Genomic DNA, 24,788 nt, shown 5'->3' with positions numbered 1-24,788 from the left:
GCAAAGTATTACCGACACAAAGAATCCGTCAAATTTGGTGGATTCTTTGTTTTTTCAGGTGGCAAATAGTTCTGCCTCTAAAACCAGGCTCACGCTATGCTTTTTGTTAAACATGATCCGTTTGACAGCCATTACCGGATCAAGCACAAAACGGGTACGGCGGCGCAAAACAAGTAGACAAATACATGATAGGTAAAATCATCGGCTTTGGGGTTGCGAAAAAACCAAATCCGGTAGGCAATTAGCCAATGAATAGCTAGCTGAACCAGTAATATCAGCATCACAAGCGGCGCCCGCCTAAGTTCTGAAATCGAGGTTTGGGTCAGAATCGCCGCCGTAAATATTAAAGGTGAAAAGATCAGATATTGGAAAACCATCACAAGTCGTCCGCGTATATTGCCCATCGAGATCGTCAGCGTTTTTCTTCCCATTTTTCGGTCCCCCTCTTCATCCCTGAAATCCTGAATTGCCAGCGAAAAACCAGCCCACAGACTTAATAAGCCAAAATAAAGATAACTGCTCATGCTCATCGCCACCTGTGGGGTAGCAATCGTCCATTGCCCGCTGAACAACAAAAATGTGCCTACCGACATGCAAACATGGTTTTTTGAAATCCAATGGTTTGACCATCCCCAGTAGTTTAATGCAGCAGTGACCAACTGCCAACCGACACTGATCCAAAAGATGTGCAACAGATAAGCGGCAGCCAGAAAGAGAACATTATAGACAATGATCCGTTGAACAGTTTCTCTCCTGGTCACAAGGCCGCTGGGAAGGGGCCTTTCCGGCTTATTGATCTGATCCTCGTCAACAGAATTTACCTGGTTGGCAAGACAAAACGTATAAATATACAAAGCTGCATAGCCCAGCGAGAATAACAGCCTTAAGGGAAAAGATTTCCAGGCATGCTCATCATAAAGCCATGCTGTTAAAAATGAGATCAGCGAAGGTACAATCGTATCCTTGATGTCATTCTTAATAAACCTCCACAGAATGTTGGCTTCACGAATAGTGAAATGCCCAAACAATTGGCAATAGAAAATCATAGGTGCCCAGCTTGTACACCTAAGTTACTCCATCCAGCCGCATTCTCATAACAGTAAACTTATCTAGCTGGGCCGTTTACAAAAGGCGGCACATCACAGACTTAATATCGCTAAAGTCAAGCGGCTTACTTAAAAAATCCGATGCGCCAGCGGTCATGTATAGCTGATTGGTTTCCTTATACGCGTCGGCAGAAACCAAAACCACCGGTACAGATCTCAAATTATCATCTTCACGAATGTGCTGCAATGTCTGTAGGCCGCTCATCTTTGGCATATTAGAATCCAGAAATATAATATCTGGCCTAATTAATTTGGCTTCCTGCAATCCCGATAAACCATCCTCCGCATTATACAACAGATTGCTGTCTTTATACAAAGCCTTCAGTGCGATAAGGGTAGTCTCACTGTCATCAATGACCAAAATCTTTTTGCCAATAAAGGATCTGTCACGTTCTTCCTTTATCTGATCGGAAGGACGAAGCCCGGCACCTTCACTGGCAATACCCTGGAATTGTACAATAAACTCTGTCCCAACATCCGCCCGACTGATAAAGCTGATGTTCCCATCCAGCCTTTTGATCAGCGAATCTACAATATGCAGCCCCAGACCATTACCGGTCTGGTCCAGATTTTCTCCCCGAACATAGGCATCGAAAAGCCTGGGTTGCAATTCTAATGGGATCATTCCGTGATTATGTACCGAGATGGCAAAAATGGGATTGATATATTCTAAGCTGATCACTACTTCGGTATCCTGGGGCGCATACTTTATCGCATTAATCACCAGGTTAACAACAAGCTTTGTCAACTTTAGCCGATCAGTATGAATAAATGCCGGAATACCAATACGGTCAACCCTCAGCGTTAATTTAATGCCTTTTTGGGTCGCCAGCGGCGCCAGAATTTCCATAAAGTTGTGAACCCATGAAATGGTATGAAAGCTTTCTTTTTTTATCTCCGCTGGGATTCCTGCTTCGATTTTTGAAAGGTCTAGTATGTCATTGATAATACCTTTTGAATAAATACTGGCTGGTAGGATCGTTTTTAACGCGCTTTCGATCGCATTTAAATCCAATGAACGGTGTGAGTCTTTCAAATGCAGCTTTAGTGCCTGGGCAGCGGTGTAAATGGCATCCATTGGCGTGCGCAGGTCATGACTTGTTGAACTTAAGAAATTCCGCCTTGCCACATCGGCGTTTTTCATCTCTTGTATCAAAAGCATATTACTTCTGACCATAAGCCATATACCCACCGAGAGCAATACCAGCATTCCCCCTACGCTAAACCACCGAAAATAATAGAAATTAACATGGCTAAGTTCAAGTGGACGGATTACTTGGTAATAATTATTGGCCTCAATAATGACCATCAAAAAGGCCACTATCCCCATGCAAATCGCCCTTTCTTTCTTTCCTGGGAAGATCAAACAGGCGCCGCCCAATAAAAAGGCAATCAAAAATGCCGCAATCAATTCCACGCACAACACCATTCCAAGTAACGCCCCAAAGTACACGGCAGAAAAGCTGTGGACAGCGATTAACCCGAATTTTGCGGCCTTATGTTTCCCTATGGAATTGAGGTATAACAAACTATAAAAGGCTGAAGATTCGAAGAGAACCCCATACAGCAACATTTTGGAATGAATTAATCCGTAAAAGAACAAACCAATGCTTAAGACCATTGACCCTGTGATAAAGGCAAGTGAGTTTACAATCACCACAGATTGGCGATCCACGTCAGCCACCTTATCGGTGCCCAGAGTAGCGATCTTGTTGTACAGGTTTGCGATCAGGTGTAACTTTTGTAGGAACTGCTTAATGATTTCCATTAGGAGCTTAGTTTTGAGGGTTAGCGGTATGGGTACAGTAAAACCTTAGAACCGACAGGTCTTAGATTTGTCCAGATCAAATTATTAATGATTAAAAAAAATTTAGCTAATTCCGGGCTTCAGGATTCTTATGGTTATGAATCTACTTCGAAATGTCCTTTAAAGTGTTAACCAGATGTTAATATAAACAATATTAATCAACCGAACTAAATTTTGACAGATGATCAAAAAAGGGCAATAATTGATACCATAGAACAAACCCGGTCGATTGCTTGAATTTATCATGGTAGATAGCTGCTTTAAAAACTTAATATATCAAAACCATGTTTATCGGCTAAGTTCATCAAAATCTTATGCCGCAAACTATAAAGATACCAGGAGAAACAGGTGTGGCATGGATTTACTCTATGTTTAAGTAAATTGCAGTCGTTTCAAACCTATTTAGGATATGAGTATTGTCATAGCGATTTTAGAGCCTGAGAAAGGAATAACCCTTTATGCGGATAGAAAATGGGTACTTGCAGGACCAAAAGGGAAAATTTACGCAGAAGGAGAAGTGGAGAAATTACATCATATTACACCAACTATTGCCTGCGGCTATACCGGCAGTAAAGATTGGTGCGAAGCATTAACACTTGTATTGTCTCAATCGGCAAAGCACAAAGCGTCCGAGCTAATAGAACTGATCAAAACTTATCCCTACAACGGTAAAGTTGAAGGCAGTACGTACATACTAGCTGGAATATATGATAATGGCCGGCCTTTCCTCTTTGGATACAAATCCACCGGTGAATTCACATTGGTTCAAGATCAAGAGGCAGATGTATTTGCGACATCTCCAACTGAATACTTACATAATTGTCAGGAGTTTTTTTACCAGGATCTTGATCTGCACAACGATTTAGACCTGGCAAGTATACACACAATAGAGTTTGCGGCAACCCAAAACCCGACTTATATAGGCAGCAACTACAATAGTATTAAAATACCAGCAATCCACCATTAGCCCGCTTACGCATATTTGAATACTTAGCAATCTTGAATTATAAAACTATTTTGAAATCCTCTTAACGTATCGGTCCACCTCATACAAAGTTGTCTCAGGGCTAATTCCTTTAAAGTTTTCTTTTATGTGCCGGACAAATAATTCTCGCGTATCCTTTTGCTCCCATTCTATTACCGGAAGGATAACAGGCCATTTTTTTATCGTCCGGGCAAAATTATGCAACACCAGGTAAGGCGGCGCCAAGTTGTAAGCATTCTCTAATAGTTTAGAGTAACTTTCAGCCTTAAAGCATATTTTTAAATCATCCACCACCTGATAGATGTCTACAGTTTTGTTACCCTCAAACAAGCTTCTGGCAAAAGATGGAAGCCCTTCATCCGTAAGATAAATTCTTAGAAATTCATTGAACAATCCTTCGGTAAACTCAATCAGATCGGTCGTATAGTAACCATATTCAGCCTTAAAAAGGGGCAATGAAAAAGAATCTCCAAGTTTATCGATTATAAAATTAATGACCTGCTGCTCTTTTTTAAAAAGCTGATCAATCGTAGGAACCTTTCTCGCCGCTCCAACATGAATCGCATGTTTGGGTTTAGTAAGCTGATTAAAAAATGCGCTTTTAAAAGTTGAGGACTTTCTTGCATACACAAGTTTAAAATACAAGGGTCTGACCATCTTACCGTGGTAATCCACATCCTGTAGTCTTTGTTCGTCAATGATTTTATAGCTTACTTTCGACATCACCCAACTTTTTTTTTGATCAAAAATCTCATCAATTCCCACGTCCAGCACCACCAAATTTATACAAATCACAACACTGTTTTCCTCAAAGCATAAAATAAATATGTGATACAACAGCCCTAAATGTTGGTGTATAATAATTTTTACACCAACATTTTTGTAAATTTGGTGGTGATTAGCCTTTGATGCTAAAGGATTTGTGGACTTGATAAGTGAGAGAGATGGAAAAATTAACCCCAAGCAAGGTACAGGAGTACTTGCGCAAGAAAGAAATAATTGTAACTGAAGAAATGGCGGCCAGAGTATTGAAGCTATTATGCTTGTTCGCCAACATCACCATAGACCATTACTTAAAATCAAATGAAAATGAAAGTAGCTGACTTATTGATCCGTGCAAGATGTGCAGATCATCATGAGCAAGACCAGTTGTTAAAAACACAGGAAATCCTGCTCCAGAAATTTTGTTTAAAGAAGGAAATAAAAATCCGCAGAACAATTGTAGTGCATGGCCCGGCAGACGCCTTTCACCTTCCGCCCTGGCGTAATTACCTTAAAAACCTGCGCAGATCAAAAACTCAACCGGATTATTTACTATTTACTAATTGGGACAGGTTTTCCCGGAGGCTAAATAAGTCATTGCCATTTATTGCAGAATTAGCCACTATCGGTGTCAAACCAATGTCAACTGGCGAGTGTGAAAATGGCGTAGATCTCTTTACCCACCTGCTTTCCCACAGCATCTTAGAAGACCTTCAAAACGGAATATCCAACAGATCAACACGGATTAAAGAAGGTATTCAACTTGCCCGAAAATATAAACAATAATTTAAAACAGATGACAGATGAAAGAAACAATAGCAGACCTATATATCAGGGTATCAACCGACGAACAAGCTGAAAAAGGTTACTCACAACGAAGCCAGGAAGACTTCTTGCGGAAGTTCTGTGAGTTAAAAGGATATACCATCAGGCATGTGATTTTCGAAGATCATTCCGCCAAAACCTTCAATAGGCCCAAATGGAAAGCCTACTTGCTCGATCTTAAAAGGCATCGCGGTAAAACTGATTACGTGTTGTTCCTAAAGTGGGACCGTTTTAGCCGAAATGCGGGGGATGCCTACCAAATGATCAGTATTTTAAGAAGATTGGGCGTAGAGCCACAGGCCATTGAACAGCCTCTGGATATGGAGATACCCGAATCTAAAATGATGCTGGCTTTTTATCTCGCCGCACCTGAGGTTGAAAACGATAGGCGTTCGTTAAATGTGATTCATGGTATGCGCCGGGCAATGAAAGAAGGAAGGCACATGAACCGCGCACCTGTCGGCTATAAAAATGTCCGGGATGAGAACGAAAATAAAATTATTGTTCCTATTGAACCTATGGCCAGTATGATGATTTGGGCCTTTGAAGAAGTAGCAAGAAAAGTTTACAATACCGAGCAAATTTTCAAAATCATCAAGCAAAAAGGGTTTACACGAAGCAGGGCGCAATTTTGGCTGGCGCTGAGAAACCCAGCCTATTGCGGGAAGTTATTCATACCCAAGTACAAAAAAGAAGAAAGTGTATTTGTCAAAGGCAAACATAAGCCCCTGATTAGTGAAGAACTGTTTAATGAAGTTCAAGAGGTTTTAGACGGTCGGGGACGAACTTATAAACCAAAAGTAATGGCCAATCTGTTTCTACCTTTAAGAGGTTTGATCGTTTGTCCAAATTGCGGTAAACTGGTTACGGGAAGTGGTAGCGTTAACCGTTATAAAAAGGCATACCCCTACTATCATTGTACCAAAGGCTGCCGCTTCCGTGAACGGGCTGAAGATGTAAACGAACAGTTTTACAGGCTACTTAAAAGGTATGTTCCCAAACCAGAAATGATTGAGTTATATCAGGTCGTATTGGAACAAGCCTGGAAGGAACAATCCTCTGAAGAGACGATCAACCGGGCTAGTTTGGGAAAACGAATAAAAGAACTTGAAGGAAAAATCACGGTCATTAGGGACTTACTTGCAAGCAGGAATTTAGATCCGAAGGAATTTGCAATTATGAAAGCCAACTACACGCAAGAAATTGAAAAGATTGAATTGCAACTGAGCGGACCGGGTGCCGATAAACCAAATATTAAAAACCTTTTAAAAATTGGTGTGGGTAAACTTCTTTCATTGGATTATGTATATGAAAACTCTGAAAGCGATAAAAAAATAGAGATAATAAGTTCGTGCTTTCCGGATAAACTCTATTTTGAAAATCGAGCATTACGAACTTTTAGAGTAAATGAAGTTTTAAATTATATTTATCAAATTACCAACGACTTAGGCCCTAAAAACAAAAGAGAGAATGGAACTAATTCCATTCTCTCTAGTTTGGTTGCCCGACCTGGATTCGAACCAAGACAAACAGTACCAAAAACTGTCGTACTACCTTTATACTATCGGGCACCGTAAAGTGGATTGCAAAAGTAGACCTTTTTTTATTTATACAAAAAAAACGAAGCGTTTTTTTTCAAATTCTTTTGCATGGCTTGCTATGGGCAGTTTATGACTTTTATGACCGGATATATTTAGCTGTTTTTTCCAGCAATCTGGCAGGTTCCAGCCACTCCATACAGGCGTGATCACCACGATAACATGGTTTATTACCAAATACGGAGCAGGGCCGGCAGGCTAAATCAGTTATTTGCACTGCATTCTCCATGCTCTGGCCATATCCCATAAATCCGGCAAATGGATGTGTGGCGCCCCAAACAGAGATTACCGGGATGCCAAACAGAGAAGCCAGGTGCATATTGGCAGAATCCATGCTGATCATTACATCCAACTGGCTGATAATAGCCAGTTCTTCCCGCAGGGAAAAACGGCCGGCTACCACTACCATACCAGGATATTCATCTGCCAGCCGGGTGAGTTGAGCTATTTCCCCGGCCCCTCCGCCAAATAACAATACCTTTTGCTGTTCTCCGGCTGCGAGCGCAGCCAGCACCTTAGCCATTTGGGCCAGCGGATAGGTTTTTTCCCTATAGGTGGCAAATGGTGCCACGCCTATCCAGGTTTGCCCGTTTTTGGCCCCTATAACAGCGGTTATTTCACTATTTAATCTCTGAGGGGGAAATACCTGTTTAGCAGGATACAGGTTGCAGGGAAGCCCTAATGCAGTAAAAACGGAGGCATATCTTTCCAGGGTGGTTTTCAATGGATGAAGTAGCTTATCCGCTTTCCGGGTAAGCGCTTTCTTTCCGGCCCTCCCCTTATCTATAGTAGCTACAGGAATGCCGGCAAGCCGGAAAAAAGTGCGGACTATTTTAGAGCGGAGCACATTATGCAGGTCGGCTACAGCAGCTATTTTGTGCGCCTTACGGATGGCCGTAAACAGTTTATAGAGCCCGCCCACTCCTTTATGTATTCCTTTTACATCTGCCGGAAAAAAGGTCAGCCGCGGAATACCTTCACATAAAGCGGCCCAATTTTTATTGGATACGAAAACGATCTGTACATCCGGGTTATCAGCCAGCACCTGCCGCATTACCGGGATAGTCATAGCTACATCACCCAGCGCTGAAAAGCGCGTTACCAGAATTGTTTTTTGCATGTATCTGTTTTTAGCAGCTATGGATGATTATCTTCTTCTGACAGCTGCCTGCCATGAATAAATCCTGGTAATACCAGGCTAGGACTGTTTGTATAATACCGGGTTCAGGGAAGGGTCATTATACATTTTCATTTGCTTATACACCTTCATGTACTTTCTTCCTGCTGCAATATCCTCCAATAGTGTATCAATAGCCATACTTAAATCCTTCCGCTGCTCCAGCAAAATATCCAGTTTACGCTGGCAAGCTGCGCGGTGTTCATCAGAAGCGTCTTTTCTGTCAGCTTCTTCCCGCATATGGTATATTTTCAGTGCCAGAATAGATAAGCGATCTATTGCCCATGCCGGGCTTTCTGTATTAATCGTAGCGCCAGCTGTTAAGGCAACTCCTTTATACTTATCCAGGAAATAACTATCAATATACTCCACCATATCAGTACGCTCCTGGTTAGACCTGTCTATCCACCGTTTAATCTCCAGTGCCTTTACAGGGTCTATTTTGGGGTCCCGGATAATATCTTCCAGGTGCCACTGTACAGTATCTATCCAGTTTTTGGCATATAGTAAATGTGCTATCTCGTTTTTCTCATACGGATTGCTAATTGCCTGATTCACATCATTCTGCTGATGGTAATCCAGTATACTCTGATTAAAAATATTATTGCTCAGCTCGGTAAACATGCAGCAAAAATAAGCAACCGCAGTCAATAAAGTAAGATTCATTGCCATGTGTTGTAAAAAGAATAAAGCGTATGGTAGAGACCATACGCTTATTGTAAAAGATTGTCATGTGAATGTTCGAGAATGCAAATCGTGTAGGCTTTTAATGGTTATCTTGGGGTTGAAATTTCACCAGGCCCCCACCCGGTTATATATCGTAAATGATGCTAACTTTTTAAATGTTATTCATCATGTTTGGCATTAAATATTTTATGATTAGTATTTAGTTTCTATCCTGTTGTGATTTTTCTAACGGCAACGCACAAATTTTATCAGACGACAATTCTAATTTCTTTTCCAACTAACAATCTTTTTCTCATATTCAATTATCATGCATAATAGGGCAAATTATTTCGGGGCAACCCACCTGTTGTTAGTATGAGAAGAAGCCGTCTACACTAATGTTGGCAAACACTAAGACAATTACTCGCTGGCAAGGGTTTTCTTTTCATACGTTATACTCCAGGGTTAAATCGTTTTCTTCGTTCAGGAGTGTACCTGCAAGATAAACGAGCTCACTGTAAGTATTATTGCAGTGAACTGGAATTTTCACGTTTTCGCCTACAACTTTTGTGTGAAATGCAGGCTAAAATTATCCGATTTAGCAATCAACCGATCCTAATCAAATAAAAAAGGCAGGCTGAACAGCCTGCCTTTTGCAAAAAAATATGCTTTATTTTTTTTGCCGGAGCGCGATATAATAAAGGGGGATTCCCAATAAAATAATACCCAGCCCAGGTAAAGTATAGTTTGTTTCAAAAATCAATAACAACAATGCGAGTGAAGCGGCTACCAGAATATAGATGATGGGCAGTACCGGATATCCAAACGCTTTGTAAGGCCGTGGTAAATCAGGTTGTTTCCTGCGTAAAATGAATATGCCCAGTATGGTTAATACATAAAAAATAAGCACCCCAAAAATAACCAATGCCAGCAGGTCATTATACTTACCGGTAAGGCATAGCATACAAGCCCAGAAGCATTGTATCCATAATCCATATGCTGGTACACTATGCTGATTTAACTGTGCCGCTTTTTTAAAGAACAGGCCATCCTGTGCCATTGTATAATATATCCTGGCACCGGATAATATCAGGCCATTATTACAACCAAAAGTAGAGATCATGATCATTACAGCAATGATAATAGATCCGCTGCTGCCGAATATCTTCTCTGCTGCTGCTACCCCTACCCTGTCATTGGCTGCAAATGCTATTTCATGCAACGGCAACACTGCCAGATACATCAGATTGGCACTTACATAAATGATTGTCACTATTAAAGTGCCGAGAAACAGGGCCCGGCCGATATTTTTATATGGGTTCTTAATTTCTGCTGCTATAAAAGTGACATTGTTCCAGGCATCACTGGAGAAAAGAGATCCTTTCATGGATACCGCCACTGCACCTAAAAATGCAAGTCCTGTAATGGCAGTTGTAACCACCTGCCCGTTCATTTGTTTTAAAGCACTCGCATCCCAGGCATTTACCCAATTGGCATCCCATACTTCCTGCTTAGCCCCTATTAACAAACCAAAGATAATAAGACCGAAAAGAGACAGTATTTTAGCAAGTGTGAAGGTGGTTTGAATCAGTTTTCCATTTTTTACGCCTTTGGAATTGATCTGCGTAAGCAGTATGATGGAAATAATGGCTACGATCTGGGCAGCGGATATTTTAATAAACCCGCCATCATACAATATATTCTGTTCACTGAAAGCTGGAATAAGATAAGCCGTAAACTTGGCAAACGCTACAGCTACCGCTGCAATGGTACCGGTTTGAATAATGCCGAACTGGGTCCAGCCAAACAAAAAAGCAATAAAGGGATTATAGGCCTCCCGGAGATATACATATTGTCCGCCAGCTTTTGGATACATACCGGAAAGCTCACCGTAGCTGAGTGCTGCGATCAACGTTACAAGACCTGCCAGCAGCCACATGGCTGTAATCCAGCCAGCTCCTCCCACACTGCGGGCAATCTCTGCTGTAACAATAAAAATTCCTGACCCGATCATAGAACCTGCCACGATCATCGTAGCATCCAGTAAACTCAGGCTGGGTTTAAAAGAATTATTTTGGTTGACTTCCATATGTATCAATTAAAAAATCCCGGCTCTACAGAACCGGGATTTTAAGGTAATTATTTTTTTTAATGTTTGCTACCTGGCGCGGATTATTTTTTATCCGCCCCTATTGCATTCATTCCTTTGATCACATCTGCGGTAACATCCAGCGCAGGGTTTTTGAAAAGAATGTTGGTAGCGCCTGCACGGTAAGATAAGATGTAATCATACTTGCCTTCCGCATTATACGTTTTCAGGAATCCATCCAGTCTTTTTTGCAATTCTTCATTGAATTTGGCTTCCTGTTCTGCATACTGAGAACGCAGCTGCTGTGCTTTTGCTTCCAGCTGCTGATTTTTTTGCATAATGCTCCGTTGTGCGGCTTCTCCCTGCTCCTGAGTAAGGGTAGCTGCCTTACGCTGCAAATCTGCATACTCATTCTGTAAAGCCCGGGCATTCCCTTTCAGTTCATTCTCAATCACCTGTTGTTTTTTCTCCAGCTCGTCTTTCTTTTCTTTAAAATAATCGAAATGCGCTTCCAGTGAATCCAGATCTACATACGCAATTTTATTGCCACCACCATTGGCAGGGGCTGAAGTATTACCAGCTGCAGGTGAATTAGCTGCTGTATTAGCAGTTTTACCCGATTGTTGGCAAGCCACAAATGAACCGGCTATTAACGCCGCTAATAATCCTCTTTTCACAAATTGTTTACAAATGTGCATGTTGATAGGTAGATTTTGAACTCCGTTGAATACGTTTTATAAAATTGACGGGCTAAAATAAGGTCTTTTGTTGGATTTTATACCCCTCCCCCACTATTTTAGAATTGTTTTAACTTTACTAGCAGCAGCGCGGACTTATCTACCCTGCATCTCCATATCCCTGTAAATTTCCGGTGTTGACTTACTTTTTTACTTTCTCCAGTAATATTTCAGGCTCATTGGTGGTAATATAGTCCACACCATCCTTCAGCAGTACATCCATTGCTGCCGGGTCGTTCACTGTCCATACATTTGTAGTGATCCCCTTGCTTTTGGCGTCCTGAATCAGCTGTTTATTCTTTTCGAATTCTCCCATGTGATAATCCAGCCCCCACATTTTATCTGCCTTTAATTGCTCTGGGGATTTATTGCCGCTCAGATAGGCCACTTTGGCCAAAGGATCCAGCTCCAGTACTTTCTTCAGGATATTGTAATCAAAACTGATATAGTATACCCATGCCTGTGCTTTCATCGCATGGATCATCGCTACTGTTTTAGTGGCCAGTAATTCCCCTTTCCCTTTGGCGGAAGGTTTCATTTCTACTACCAAACGGGTAGTATGCTGATCCATCGCTACTTTGATAAATTCTTCTAGGGTAGGCACACGATCTCCATTCTTCAGCTGTACGGTCTGCAATTCTGCCAAAGAAGTTTCTTCCACTGCTTTTCCTCCAATATGCGGATCATGTGAAACAACGATCTCATTATCGGAAGATAACCACAAATCAAATTCAGATCCTTCACAACCAATTTTGATTGCATCTTTTAAGGAGGTGATAGAGTTTTCACTGCCAGCATGGTTTTTCCAGGCACCACGGTGTGCAATTACCTTATTTTTGATAAATGCATCTTTTACCAATACAAAAGCAGCAACATCATCACCCGACTGTACGCTTACTTCGTATTTAAAATCCCCTGCTGCCGGCAAAGCTGCTTTTTTCTTCAGCTGCAGTACACCTTTACGGATAGTAAATAATCCAGCTTCATCCTTCAGGATTTTAGCATTCGTTACCGCACCTTCCTTATTGAAGATCTTTCCAATAGCCGCTCCTTTTTTATTTAACGGAATCGTATACTCGTTCAGGTAAAGTCTGGATGTTTCCTGTGCAAAAGTCATAGTACAAAATAAAACACAAAGGCCAACAGACATTACCACCTGTTTACAATAAGCAAATAAAAGCATCGTACTCTTTTTAGTTAACCTTAAAAATAGTCATAGGAATTGAAAAGTGAAAGTACAAATGCCTGCTTTACTTATTGATAACCTGGAAAAGCTTGATATCATTGGGATCCAGGGCATTACCGCTGGTCACAATTGTATAAATGCCATTTGCTTTTGAGGCAAAAGGCACCTTTTCTTTTCCCAAAACACTTAGTGAAGAATCAGCCCATCTTACATCGATTTTGTAGGTACTATCTCCTTTAATCTCTTTAAATGGTGTAATATTTCCGAATCCTATACGGGGTAGTATTTTTGTAGTATCTGTATAATAATCGAGCAATAACCGTGTGTTGGCAGTACCATACCGGGTATCGCTTAAATTGACCACCCGGAGTTTAGCATTACCGGCTTCTTTAGGGGCATCCAGTTCATCTTCTGCGGCAATGAGCACCAGTGCATTATTGATATCTACTCCTAAAAAAGCAGAATAAAACCGGTTGTTCCGAAGGTTAATCTCTCCACCTGCCAGGGGATTAGTCCGGTTGCCGGCGGGGAATACCATCAGGGTATATTTTCTTGCACGGAATTGTTTGTATCCTGTTTGCTCCCCATATCCCAGATCATTCCCCACAGCAAAAGTATCCAGTACCACATCAAACTTTGCTGGCCCGGGCACTGCCTGGAATACCATTAAACTGGAGGAGGTAACCGGAATAGCACTATCGCTGTCTTTTTTACAGGAGATGATCAGGGCCGCTATTAAGATGCTAAAAAACAATTGCTTCATGAAATCCAATGCATTAATCTGATTCAAAAATACCACACATCAGGCAACATAACGCTATTTCCTTGTAAAATTAAATGCCGGAAATAAGAAAGGCTGCCGGTAAGGGCAGCCTTTCTGTTATAGTACTTGTGAATGACTATTCTTCTTCGTCAAACTGGAACACTTCTTTGGAAGAGGCCAGGATATCGTATTCTTCTTTAGAACCTACGATCATATTTTCAAATTCGCGCAAGCCGGTACCAGCAGGGATCAGATGACCTGTGATTACGTTTTCTTTCAGGCCCGCCATATCATCTCTCTTACCATTGATGGCAGCCTGAGACAATACCTTGGTAGTTTCCTGGAAGGACGCTGCAGAGATCCAGCTGCGTGTACCCAGTGATGCTTTGGTAATACCCAGCAACAGCGGGCTGGAAGTAGCCGGATTTGCATCACGGTATTCTACCAGTGCTTTATCCGCACGACGCAGCAGGGAGTTTTCTTCCCTTACCTGACGCAGGCTTACTATCTGCCCTGCTTTCAGGGTAGCAGATTCGCCAGCTTCGGTTACTACTTTCTTATCGAATATGTTATCGTTCTCTTCAAAGAATTCAAATTTATCCTCGGTATCTCCTTCCAGGAAGCGGGTATCTCCCGGATCCTCGATAGTTACCTTACGCATCATCTGACGTACAATCACCTCAATGTGCTTGTCATTGATCTTCACACCCTGTAAACGGTATACTTCCTGTATCTCATTTACCAGGTATTCCTGTACCGCAAAAGGTCCTTTGATAGACAGGATATCGGCCGGGGTGGTAGAACCATCGGACAATGCAGTTCCTGCTTTTACAAAGTCACCATCCTGTACCAGGATATGACGGGTCAATGGCACCAGGTATTTCTTCACCTGGCTTTCGCGGCTTTCGATGATGATTTCGCGGTTACCACGTTTGATATTACCAAATGCTACCACACCATCAATTTCAGATACAATGGCAGGGTTGCTTGGGTTACGTGCTTCAAACAGCTCCGTTACACGTGGCAAACCACCCGTGATATCTCTCAGTTTACCGATTACACGCGGAATCTTTACGATTACCTGTCCTGCTCTTACATTATCACCTTCGTTGATGATAACATGAGATCCTACCGGTAAGTTATAAGATTTAACTTCCTTGTTACCTTCGATATAAATGGATGGAATCTTGTTTTTATCCTTGGTTTCAATAACCACTTTTTCACGGTGACCGGTTTGTTCATCCGCTTCTTCACGGAAGGTAATACCTTCAAGGATGCTGTCGAAACGAACACTACCAGCGATTTCAGAAACGATAACCGCGTTAAATGGATCCCAGGTACAGATCATATCACCTTTCGATACTTTCTGACCATCTTTCACCAATACAGTAGAACCATAAGGAACGTTGTTGGTAATTAACAGACGGTCATTTTTCACGTCCATGATACGTAATTCACCGGTACGGCCAATTACCACCTGCACTTTTTCACCTTCGTTGTTTTCGTAGGTGGTTGTTCTCAGACCATCAAACTGTACAGTACCATCGAACTTAGCGGTTAAACCAGATTCTACGGAAGTAGAACCGGCCACACCACCCACGTGGAAGGTACGGAGTGTTAACTGTGTACCTGGCTCACCGATTGACTGTGCAGCAATGATACCTACAGCATCTCCGCGTTGTGCAGTATAACCTGTTGCGAGGTTTTTACCATAACATTTTACACACACACCACGTTTGCTTTCGCAAGTCAGTACGGAGCGGATATCTACCGTTTCAATGGAACTTTCTTCTATTCTGTGAGCGATCTCTTCTGTAATTTCAGCACCTGCTGCTACTATCAGCTCTTCATCGTTGAGCGGATCGTATACATCGTGCAGGGAAGTTCTACCCAGGATACGATCGTATAATGGTTCTACCACTTCTTCGTTATCCTTCAGGGCAGCAGTAGCGATACCACGGAGGGTACCACAATCTTCCTCATTGATCACCACATCCTGCGCAACGTCTACCAGACGACGGGTCAGGTAACCCGCATCCGCCGTTTTCAACGCCGTATCCGCAAGACCTTTACGCGCACCGTGTGTAGAGATGAAGTACTCCAATACGTTCAAACCATCTTTAAAGTTTGACAGGATCGGGTTTTCAATGATCTCAGAGCCACTGGAACCACTCTTACGTGGTTTGGCCATCAACCCCCTGATACCTGCCAGCTGTTTAATCTGCTGTTTGGAACCACGCGCACCGGAATCCAGCATCATGTAAACAGAGTTAAACCCTTGTTTATCATTTGCCAGCTCACGGATCAGCGTTTCGGTGATCTTCGTATCCGCACGTGACCAGATGTCAATGATCTGGTTGTAACGTTCGTTATTGGTGATCAGACCCATGTTGTAGTTATCCCAAACTTCATCTACTTCAGAAGAAGCACCATCAATCATTTCCTGTTTAACTTCAGGGATGATCAGGTCATTGATGTTAAAGGACAATCCACCACGGAATGCTGTACGGAAACCTAATTGTTTGATATCATCCAGGAACTTGGCAGTCTTTGGAATGTCTGTTGCCTTAATGATATCACCGATGATTTCACGCAGTGATTTTTTAGTCAGCAATGCATTTACATAACCGGCGGCTTTTGGCACAAACTGGTTAAATAATACACGGCCTACAGTAGTTTCTATCAGTTTTCTTACGAGCTCTCCGTTATCTTTTCTTACATCAGCTTTCACTTTAATCCAGGCATGCAGTTCTACACGACCTTCATTGTGTGCGATGATCACTTCTTCAGCGGAGTAGAAGGTCATCCCTTCTCCTTTCACTTTCTCAGTTTCGGTGCTCTTCTTACCCTTACTGATATAGTACAGCCCCAGTACCATGTCCTGTGAAGGCAGGGTGATAGGCGTACCATTCTGTGGGTTAAGAATGTTATGGGAAGACAGCATCAATAACTGTGCTTCGATGATTGCGGCATTGCTCAAAGGCACGTGTACCGCCATTTGGTCACCATCGAAATCCGCGTTAAACGCAGAACATACGAGCGGGTGTAACTGAATGGCTTTACCTTCTACCAGTTTAGGCTGGAATGCCTGTATGGACAAACGGTGCAGGGTTGGTGCACGGTTTAACATTACCGGATGACCTTTCAGTACATTTTCAAGGATATCCCAAACCACCGCTTCTTTTCTGTCTACCAGTTTCTTGGCCGACTTCACGGTTTTAACGATACCTCTTTCTATCAGCTTACGGATAATAAACGGTTTGAATAACTCTGCCGCCATATCCTTAGGCAAACCACATTCATGCAGTTTTAATTCTGGTCCTACCACGATTACAGAACGACCGGAGTAGTCCACACGTTTACCCAACAGGTTTTGACGGAAACGACCTTGTTTACCTTTCAGTACATCTGAGAGGGATTTCAACGCACGGCCACCTTCTGCTTTTACAGCATTGGATTTACGGGAGTTGTCAAACAGGGAGTCTACCGCTTCCTGCAACATACGTTTTTCATTCCGGAGGATCACCTCTGGCGCCTTGATCTCGATCAGACGTTTCAAACGGTTGTTACGGATAATTACACGGCGGTAAAGGTCGTTCAGGTCAGAAGACGCAAAACGGCCACCATCCAATGGTACTAACGGACGCAGTTCCGGTGGTACTACCGGGATATATTGCATTACCATCCATTCAGGACGGTTTTCCACATGCCCATTGGCTTCACGGAAAGCTTCCACTACGCTCAAACGCTTCAGCGCTTCCGCTTTACGTTGCTGGGAAGTTTCAGTAGCAGCCTGGTTACGCAGCTGGTAGGAAAGGCTGTCCAGATCAATACGGGCGAGCATCATTTCTACTGCTTCCGCTCCCATTTTGGCAATAAACTTGTTGGGATCTTCATCCGGCAACAGCTGATTGTCTTTAGGCAGGGTATCTAAAATGTCGAGATATTCTTCTTCAGTCAGCAGATCACCATAGTTCAGCCCTTTTTCCTGTTTGGCACCTGCCTGGATAACTACATATCTTTCATAATAAACGATGGTTTCCAGTTTTTTGGAAGATGTTCCAAGCAGGTAACCAATTTTATTAGGCAATGATTTGAAGTACCAGATATGTACAACGGGAACCACCAAACGAATGTGTCCCATTCTTTCACGACGTACTTTCTTTTCCGTTACTTCCACACCACAACGGTCGCACACTATACCTTTATAACGGATACGCTTATACTTCCCGCAATAACATTCGTAGTCCTTTACAGGGCCGAATATTCTTTCACAGAATAAACCATCACGTTCCGGCTTGTAAGTACGGTAGTTGATGGTTTCGGGTTTCAGCACTTCACCATATGAACGCTCCAGAATTACATCCGGAGAGGCCAGGCTGATGGTAATGTTGCTAAAATTTGATTTAGGACGATTTTCTTTTTTGATGGCCATCGTGTAATTAGCTTTTAGCTGTTAGCCTTTAGGTGTTAGCTATTGGCATAAAATTTTTTCCTAAGAAATATCAGAAAGCTACCAGCCGCTTGCTAAATGCTAACGGCTAGTAGCTAAAAGCTCTCTATTCAAACTTAAGATCCAGACCTAATCCACGTAATTCATGGATTAACACGTTGAAGGATTCAGGTACACCTGCTTTAGGTATATTGTCACCTTTCACGATAGACTCATAAGCCTTCGCACGACCTACTATATCATCTGATTTAATGGTAAGCAGTTCCTGCAGGATGTTAGACGCACCATATGCTTCCAGTGCCCATACCTCCATTTCACCAAAACGCTGACCACCAAACTGTGCCTTACCACCCAGCGGTTGCTGTGTAATCAAGCTGTATGGCCCGATGGAACGTGCGTGCATTTTATCATCTACCATGTGGCTCAGTTTGAGCATGTAGATAACACCCACGGTCGCTTTCTGGTGGAAACGCTCTCCGGTTTCACCGTCGTGCAGGTAAGTATGACCAAAGCTAGGCAGACCTGCCTCGCTGATAAAGCTGGCAATTTCCTCTGTGGTAGCTCCATCAAAGATCGGCGTAGCAAAACGTACACCCAGTTTCAAACCTGCCCAACCTAATACGGTTTCGTAGATCTGTCCAAGGTTCATACGGGAAGGTACCCCCAGCGGGTTCAGTACGATATCCAGTGGTGTACCGTCTTCCAGGAAAGGCATGTCTTCATCACGCACAATCTTGGCAACGATCCCCTTGTTACCGTGGCGTCCCGCCATCTTATCACCCACTTTCAGCTTACGTTTGCTGGCCAGGTATACCTTCGCCAGTTTCAGTACGCCCGCTGGCAATTCATCACCAATAGAGATGTTGAATTTCTCACGTTTGTAGCGGCCCAACTCCTCATTATACTTAATGCTGTAGTTATGCAGCAGGGTATTTATCTGGTCATTCACCACCTCGTCTGTAGTCCAGCCCAATGGGTTTACATTCTGGAAGTCAATATTACCCAGGTTCTTAGAAGAGAACTTGGATCCTTTTGAAATCAGTACTTCACCATAAGTGTTGGTAATACCCTGTGAAGTTTTATCTTTCAACAGAATCTGCAGTTTGCCCATCAACACTTCCAGCTGATCTTCTTCGTTCTTCTGGTGGATCTTTTCCAGTTTCTCAATCGCCGCTTTTTCACGGGTCTTGGAGTTTTTATCTTTCTTGGCGCGGGAGAACAACTTCTTGTCAATTACCACACCTTCTGTAGATGGGGGCGCTTTCAAAGAAGCATCTTTCGCATCAGAAGCCTTATCTCCAAAGATCGCTCTTAACAGCTTTTCTTCCGGAGAAGGATCAGATTCACCACGTGGGGTGATTTTACCAATCAGGATATCTCCTTCCTTGATATGTGCACCTACACGGATGATACCATTTTGATCCAGGTCTTTCGTAGCATCCTCACTTACGTTAGGAATATCCGGTGTCAGCTCTTCTTCACCCAGTTTAGTATCCCGTACTTCCAGTTCATATTCATCAATATGGATGGAAGTAAACAGGTCTTCACGGGCAACGCGCTCAGAGATTACGATAGCATCCTCAAAGTTGTACCCTTTCCATGGCATGAACGCCACTTTCAGGTTCCTTCCCAATGCCAGTTCACCACCACGGGTAGCGTATCCTTCTGTGAGGAAGTCGCCTTCCTGTATACGCTGGCCTTTCTTAACGCAAGGACGCAGGTTGATACAGGTGCTTTGGTTGGTTTTAACGAACTTGGTCAGGGTGTACACAATCAGGTCATCTTCAAAGCTCACCAGTTTCTGCATTTCATCCCGCTCGTAACGAACATGGATTTCATTTGCATCCACAAATTCAATCACACCTTTACCATCTGCAGTGATCTGTAAACGGGAATCGCGTGCGGCTTTTCCTTCCAGACCAGTACCTACGATAGGCACTTCAGGATTTAATAATGGTACTGCCTGACGTTGCATGTTTGATCCCATCAACGCACGGTTAGCATCATCATGCTCCAGGAATGGGATCAGGGAAGCACTCAAACCTACAATCTGGTTGGGCGCAACGTCCATGAATTCCACATCGCTTCTATCGAGGATCGGGAAATCACCGGTTTCACGGGATTTTACCCTATCGTTTACAAAGTTGCCTTTTTCGTCCAGCGGTGCATTGGCCTGTGCAATCTTCACGCTGTCTTCTTCTTCTGCACTCAGGAATTCCACTTTGTTCATATCCACTTTACCTTCCCGTACTTTACGGTAAGGAGTTTCAATGAAGCCCATTTCATTCACCTTGGCGTGTACACACAGGGTGGAGATCAGACCAATGTTTGGTCCTTCCGGTGTTTCGATCGTACATAAACGGCCGTAGTGGGAGTAGTGTACGTCACGCACCTCAAAACCTGCTCTTTCACGACTCAAACCGCCGGGCCCGAGGGCAGAAATACGGCGTTTGTGAGTGATTTCAGACAGCGGATTCGTTTGATCCAGGAACTGTGATAACTGGGAGGTACCGAAGAAGGAGTTGATCACGGAGGACAGGGTCCTGGCGTTGATCAGATCTACCGGCGTAAACACCTCGTTATCACGCACATTCATCCTTTCACGGATGGTACGTGCCATACGGGCCAAACCAACACCAAACTGAGCATATAACTGCTCACCCACGGTACGTACCCTACGGTTGCTCAGGTGATCGATATCATCGATCTCTGCTTTACCATTGGTTAACTGTACCAGGTATTTGATGATGGAAATGATGTCGTCCTTTGTCAGCACTTTCATGTCTAACGGAGTAGGCAGACCCAGTTTCCGGTTGATTTTATAACGGCCCACATCTCCGAGGTCATAACGTTTATCGGAGAAGAATAATTTATCGATGATACCCCTTGCGGTTTCATCGTCCGGCGCATCTGCACCGCGCAACTGGCGGTAGATGTGCTGTACGGCTTCCAGCTCGGAGTTGGATGTATCCTTGTTTAATGTATTGTAGATGATAGAGAAATCACCGCTCACTTCTTCCTTCTGTACAAAGACGCTTTTCACGCCCATGTCCACAATGGTTTCAATATTGGCTTCATCCAGGATGCTATCGCGTTCCAGCATGATTTCATTACGCTCAATACTTACCACCTCTCCGGTATCTTCATCCACAAAGTCTTCCACCCAGCTTCTTAAAACGCGGGCACCCAGCTTTTTGCCGGCATATTTTTCGAGACTTTTCTTATCTGCTTTTACTTCGTCTGCCATGCCAAACAGCTGCAGGATATCCTTGTCTGTTTCATAGCCAATAGCACGCAGCAGGGTGGTAACCGGGAATTTCTTCTTACGGTCGATGTAAGCGTACATCACATTATTGATGTCCGTTGCAAACTCCATCCATGCGCCCTTGAACGGAATTACCCTTGCAGAGTAAATTTTTGTACCGTTGGGATGTACGGATTGTCCAAAGAATACACCAGGCGAACGGTGAAGCTGGGATACTACAACCCGCTCCGCACCGTTGATCACGAAGGTTCCTCTTGGGGTCATGTAAGGGATGTTGCCTAAAAACACATCCTGCACAATTGTCTGAAAGTCCACATGCTCCTCATCATTACAGCTTAAGCGCAATTTAGCTTTCAGCGGTACAGAGTAAGTAAGCCCACGCTCAATACATTCCTCAATGGTATAACGTGGGGGATCCACGAAATAATCAAGAAACTCCAGATTAAAGATATTGCGAGTATCAGTAATTGGAAAGTTCTCTTTAAATACTTTAAAAAGGCCTTCGTTGTTTCGTTTGTCTGGTGTGGTTTCTAATTGGAAGAAATCCTTGAAAGATTGAATTTGGATAGCCAACAGATCCGGTGTCTCAGTAACTTGTTTGATCTTTCCAAAATTTACTCTTTCGTTTGTTTGGGCTTTTTTTAGAGACATATTCGAAGTTAGCAGTTATATGACTTGTATGAATAAGGGAAATTAAGATTATTTGTCAAATATACCATCTGGTGATAATGCCTCCTGCATATTCTCAAACGTATCTTAAACGACAATTCCCCATTTTCGACTCTCTGAAAAGACGTTTTCCCAAAGGGAATAAGGCCAAAAGTGCAAAACGCACTTTTGACCTTAAAAGATGTATACTAAGCAAAGAATTACTGGATCTCAACTTCAGCACCAGCTTCAGTCAACTTAGCTTTCAGATCTTCTGCTTCAGCTTTGCTTACGCCTTCTTTAACTGATTTAGGAGCACCATCTACCAGTTCTTTAGCTTCTTTCAAGCCTAAGCCGGTCAGGTCTTTAACGATTTTAACAACGTTCAGCTTGCTGGCACCAGCAGCTTTCAGTATTACGTTAAAAGCAGTTTTTTCTTCTGCTGCTGCAGCGCCATCTCCACCACCGGAAACTACTACTGCTGCTGCTGCTGGTTCAATACCGTACTCACTTTTCAGAAAATCTGCCAGTTCTTGTACTTCCTTAACAGTTAAACCAACTAATTGTTCAGCTAATGCTTTTACGTCTGCCATTGTATGATGTTTTTAATAATGTTTGTTAATAGTAGTGTTATATATTGTGACTTGGAAGCCATGTTTGAGCTTTTAGGAGTTAGCATTTAGCTTTTAGTTTCGCTTAGATCCTAACAGCTAACGGCTAATAGCTAACAGCTTATTCTGCAGCCGGTGCTTCAACACCAGCTTCTTCTTTCTTGCCTTTTTCCAGCAATGCAGCGATAACGCGTTTTGCAGGAGATTGCAGCAAGCCAATAACGTCTCCGATGAGTTCGTTCTTGGTTTTGATTTGTGTTAATGTGGTCAGTTGGTTATCGCCCATGTATACTTCGTTGCCAACAAATGCAGCTTTCAGTACGGGTTTTTCCAGTTTGCCGTTTGCTTTGCGGAAAGAAGAGATAATTACCGCTGGTTCCTTAGGACTCTCAGAAAACATCAGGGCAGTTACACCATGCAATGCATCGTAAACACCTGCATACTTTTCGCTATCCAGAGATTCCAGGGCTCTTTTGATCAGGGTATTCTTAGCTACCTTCATTTCCACCTTCTTATCGAAGCACACCCTTCTCAGGTTGTTCACCTGCTCCACGGTTAATGATTCCGTGTTGGTGATGTAAAAGTTGCTATATTGAGAGAACTTACTTTTCAGCAGTTCTACCACTTCATTTTTTTGCTCTTTATTCATGACTTTTTCCGATTTGGATTGATGCTTTCAGATGTTCCATTTGCCAGGGGGCAACTGTTTACACTTTACAGTATCAATTAGTTTTGAACAGATTTAGTGTCAATTGCGATACCAGGACTCATGGTGCTAGCCATAGACAAACCTCTCAGGTAAACGCCTTTTGCTGTAGCTGGTTTCAGTTTAATGATAGCATTGATCAGCTCCAGGGAGTTTTGCTCAATTTTATCGGAAGCGAAAGATACCCGGCCAATAGAAGCGTGGATGATACCAGCTTTATCAACTTTAAAGGTAATTTTACCACCTTTTACTTCATTTACTGCAGCTGCTACATCATTCGTAACAGTTCCTGTTTTCGGGTTCGGCATCAGGTTACGAGGGCCTAATATCTTACCTAACTTACCAATCTTCGGCATTACAGAAGGTGTTGCAACAATCACATCTACATCTGTCCAGCCAGCTTCGATTTTCTGGATAAATTCATCCAGACCCACAAAGTCAGCACCTGCTTCTTTTGCAGCAGCTTCTTTGTCCGGGGTGCAAAGCACCAATACTCTCTTGGTTTTACCAGTACCGTGGGGAAGCGTAACGGAGCCACGGATAGCCTGATCTGCTTTCTTAGGATCAACGCCTAAGCGGATATGTAAATCGACAGAACTGTCGAATTTAGTACAATTAAGGTCCTTTACAAGTGTGGAAGCCTCTTTCAGGCTATAGATCTTGTTTTTGTCCACCTTTGCATCAGCCGCTTTTCTTTGTTTAGTTGCCATTTCTCTTTGTTTTTGAAGTTTACCTGCTTACTACAGGGTGAAACAAATTAGTTTTCCCAGGGAGCTTTACCGTCTACAGTAATACCCATGCTACGTGCAGTACCAGCTACCATTCTCATAGCACTATCTACTGTAAAGCAGTTCAGGTCGGACATTTTGTCTTGCGCAATGGCTTCAACTTGTGCCCAGCTTACTTTTCCAACTTTGTTACGGTTAGGCTCCTTAGAACCATTCTGCAACTTGGCAGCTTCCAGCAACTGAATCGCTGCCGGCGGCGTTTTGATGACGAAGTCAAAGGATTTGTCAGTGTAAACAGTCAGTAACACAGGCAATACCTTACCCATTTTATCCTGGGTACGGGCATTGAATTGCTTACAGAACTCCATGATGTTCACACCTTTAGAACCCAAAGCGGGTCCAATTGGAGGTGCAGGATTGGCCTGGCCGCCTTTTACCTGCAATTTCACGTACGTTGCGATCTCTTTTGCCATAATTATCGTTTTAATTTGGTGAAAACGTACCGCCTGAGCGATACTCCCAAAACTAAAAGGTGCCAAAATAACCTTTTAAAGGGGATGCAAAGGTATATAATTATATGAAAAACTCAAAATGATTTTGGAATTGGGCATCCTTTTTGCTAATATGTCGACTATTTTTGACTTTTTTTACAAATCTATTGCATTTCCCGAAAAAA

17 protein-coding genes, 1 tRNA gene and 1 pseudogene are annotated in these 24,788 nt (G+C 42.8%); 3 read left to right on the top strand and 16 right to left on the bottom strand.

Annotation, left to right across the window (positions count from 1 at the left end; genetic code table 11):
* Positions 1 to 131: 131 nt before the first annotated feature.
* Entirely contained in the window at positions 132 to 1,046 is a 915-nt protein-coding gene (locus tag ABR189_RS24915; protein WP_354663203.1) for a UbiA family prenyltransferase, read from the bottom strand.
* A gap of 76 nt (positions 1,047 to 1,122) precedes the next feature.
* Positions 1,123 to 2,874 carry an ATP-binding response regulator gene (locus tag ABR189_RS24910; protein ID WP_354663202.1) on the bottom strand — a complete coding sequence of 584 codons (1,752 nt, stop codon included), beginning with the start codon at positions 2,872 to 2,874 and terminating at the stop codon, positions 1,123 to 1,125.
* Between the two features lie 448 nt (positions 2,875 to 3,322).
* On the opposite strand from ABR189_RS24910, the gene ABR189_RS24905 reads away from it, so the two are divergent.
* On the top strand, positions 3,323 to 3,880 hold the full coding sequence (locus tag ABR189_RS24905) for a hypothetical protein (RefSeq protein WP_354663201.1): 558 nt from the start codon (positions 3,323 to 3,325) through the stop codon (positions 3,878 to 3,880).
* 45 nt (positions 3,881 to 3,925) lie between these two features.
* Here the strand turns inward: ABR189_RS24905 and ABR189_RS24900 are convergent, their stop codons facing one another.
* A complete protein-coding gene (locus tag ABR189_RS24900; protein WP_354663200.1) occupies positions 3,926 to 4,663 on the bottom strand; it encodes a hypothetical protein in 738 nt (245 codons plus the stop codon).
* A 318-nt stretch (positions 4,664 to 4,981) separates the two neighbouring features.
* On the opposite strand from ABR189_RS24900, the gene ABR189_RS24895 reads away from it, so the two are divergent.
* Positions 4,982 to 5,446 carry a recombinase family protein gene (locus tag ABR189_RS24895; RefSeq protein ID WP_354663199.1) on the top strand — a complete coding sequence of 155 codons (465 nt, stop codon included), beginning with the start codon at positions 4,982 to 4,984 and terminating at the stop codon, positions 5,444 to 5,446.
* Between the two features lie 17 nt (positions 5,447 to 5,463).
* Positions 5,464 to 6,252 (top strand): annotated as a pseudogene (locus ABR189_RS24890) (recombinase family protein); the annotation flags it as partial.
* Between the two features lie 730 nt (positions 6,253 to 6,982).
* Here the strand turns inward: ABR189_RS24890 and ABR189_RS24885 are convergent.
* The 13 genes from ABR189_RS24885 to rplK form a co-directional block, all read right to left on the bottom strand.
* Positions 6,983 to 7,056, bottom strand: a tRNA-Gln gene (locus ABR189_RS24885).
* 106 nt (positions 7,057 to 7,162) lie between these two features.
* Positions 7,163 to 8,203 (bottom strand): glycosyltransferase family 9 protein, encoded by a 1,041-nt coding sequence (locus ABR189_RS24880; RefSeq protein ID WP_354663198.1) that lies wholly within the window; start codon positions 8,201 to 8,203, stop codon positions 7,163 to 7,165.
* Between the two features lie 78 nt (positions 8,204 to 8,281).
* A complete protein-coding gene (locus ABR189_RS24875) occupies positions 8,282 to 8,932 on the bottom strand; it encodes a DUF4254 domain-containing protein (protein ID WP_354663197.1) in 651 nt (216 codons plus the stop codon).
* 664 nt (positions 8,933 to 9,596) lie between these two features.
* Positions 9,597 to 11,015, bottom strand: a complete 1,419-nt coding sequence (locus ABR189_RS24870; RefSeq protein WP_354663196.1) for an APC family permease — start codon at positions 11,013 to 11,015, stop codon at positions 9,597 to 9,599.
* A gap of 83 nt (positions 11,016 to 11,098) precedes the next feature.
* On the bottom strand, positions 11,099 to 11,713 hold the full coding sequence (locus ABR189_RS24865; RefSeq protein WP_354663195.1) for an OmpH/Skp family outer membrane protein: 615 nt from the start codon (positions 11,711 to 11,713) through the stop codon (positions 11,099 to 11,101).
* Positions 11,714 to 11,894: 181 nt separating this feature from the next.
* Entirely contained in the window at positions 11,895 to 12,869 is a 975-nt protein-coding gene (locus ABR189_RS24860; protein ID WP_354663194.1) for a glycerophosphodiester phosphodiesterase, read from the bottom strand.
* Between the two features lie 133 nt (positions 12,870 to 13,002).
* On the bottom strand, positions 13,003 to 13,701 hold the full coding sequence (locus tag ABR189_RS24855; protein ID WP_354663193.1) for a DUF4397 domain-containing protein: 699 nt from the start codon (positions 13,699 to 13,701) through the stop codon (positions 13,003 to 13,005).
* Positions 13,702 to 13,837: 136 nt separating this feature from the next.
* Complete coding sequence (gene rpoC / locus ABR189_RS24850) at positions 13,838 to 18,136, bottom strand: DNA-directed RNA polymerase subunit beta' (protein ID WP_354663192.1); 4,299 nt, start codon at positions 18,134 to 18,136, stop codon at positions 13,838 to 13,840.
* Positions 18,137 to 18,260: 124 nt separating this feature from the next.
* Complete coding sequence (gene rpoB, locus ABR189_RS24845; protein WP_354663191.1) at positions 18,261 to 22,070, bottom strand: DNA-directed RNA polymerase subunit beta; 3,810 nt, start codon at positions 22,068 to 22,070, stop codon at positions 18,261 to 18,263.
* Positions 22,071 to 22,288: 218 nt separating this feature from the next.
* Positions 22,289 to 22,660: a 50S ribosomal protein L7/L12 gene (gene rplL / locus ABR189_RS24840; protein ID WP_354663190.1), complete on the bottom strand. Its 372-nt coding sequence runs from the start codon at positions 22,658 to 22,660 to the stop codon at positions 22,289 to 22,291.
* A 139-nt stretch (positions 22,661 to 22,799) separates the two neighbouring features.
* Positions 22,800 to 23,327, bottom strand: coding sequence for a 50S ribosomal protein L10 (gene rplJ, locus ABR189_RS24835; protein ID WP_354663189.1), 528 nt, complete (start codon positions 23,325 to 23,327; stop codon positions 22,800 to 22,802).
* A 77-nt stretch (positions 23,328 to 23,404) separates the two neighbouring features.
* On the bottom strand, positions 23,405 to 24,094 hold the full coding sequence (rplA, locus tag ABR189_RS24830) for a 50S ribosomal protein L1 (protein WP_354663188.1): 690 nt from the start codon (positions 24,092 to 24,094) through the stop codon (positions 23,405 to 23,407).
* A gap of 47 nt (positions 24,095 to 24,141) precedes the next feature.
* Positions 24,142 to 24,585, bottom strand: a complete 444-nt coding sequence (gene rplK / locus ABR189_RS24825; RefSeq protein ID WP_354663187.1) for a 50S ribosomal protein L11 — start codon at positions 24,583 to 24,585, stop codon at positions 24,142 to 24,144.
* Positions 24,586 to 24,788: the final 203 nt, after the last annotated feature.

Origin of the sequence: Chitinophaga sp. H8 (assembly GCF_040567655.1) — a bacterium.
In the GTDB taxonomy this organism is placed as follows: Bacteria; Bacteroidota; Bacteroidia; order Chitinophagales; family Chitinophagaceae; genus Chitinophaga; species Chitinophaga defluvii.
This window is presented reverse-complemented; position numbering and strand designations above follow the sequence as displayed.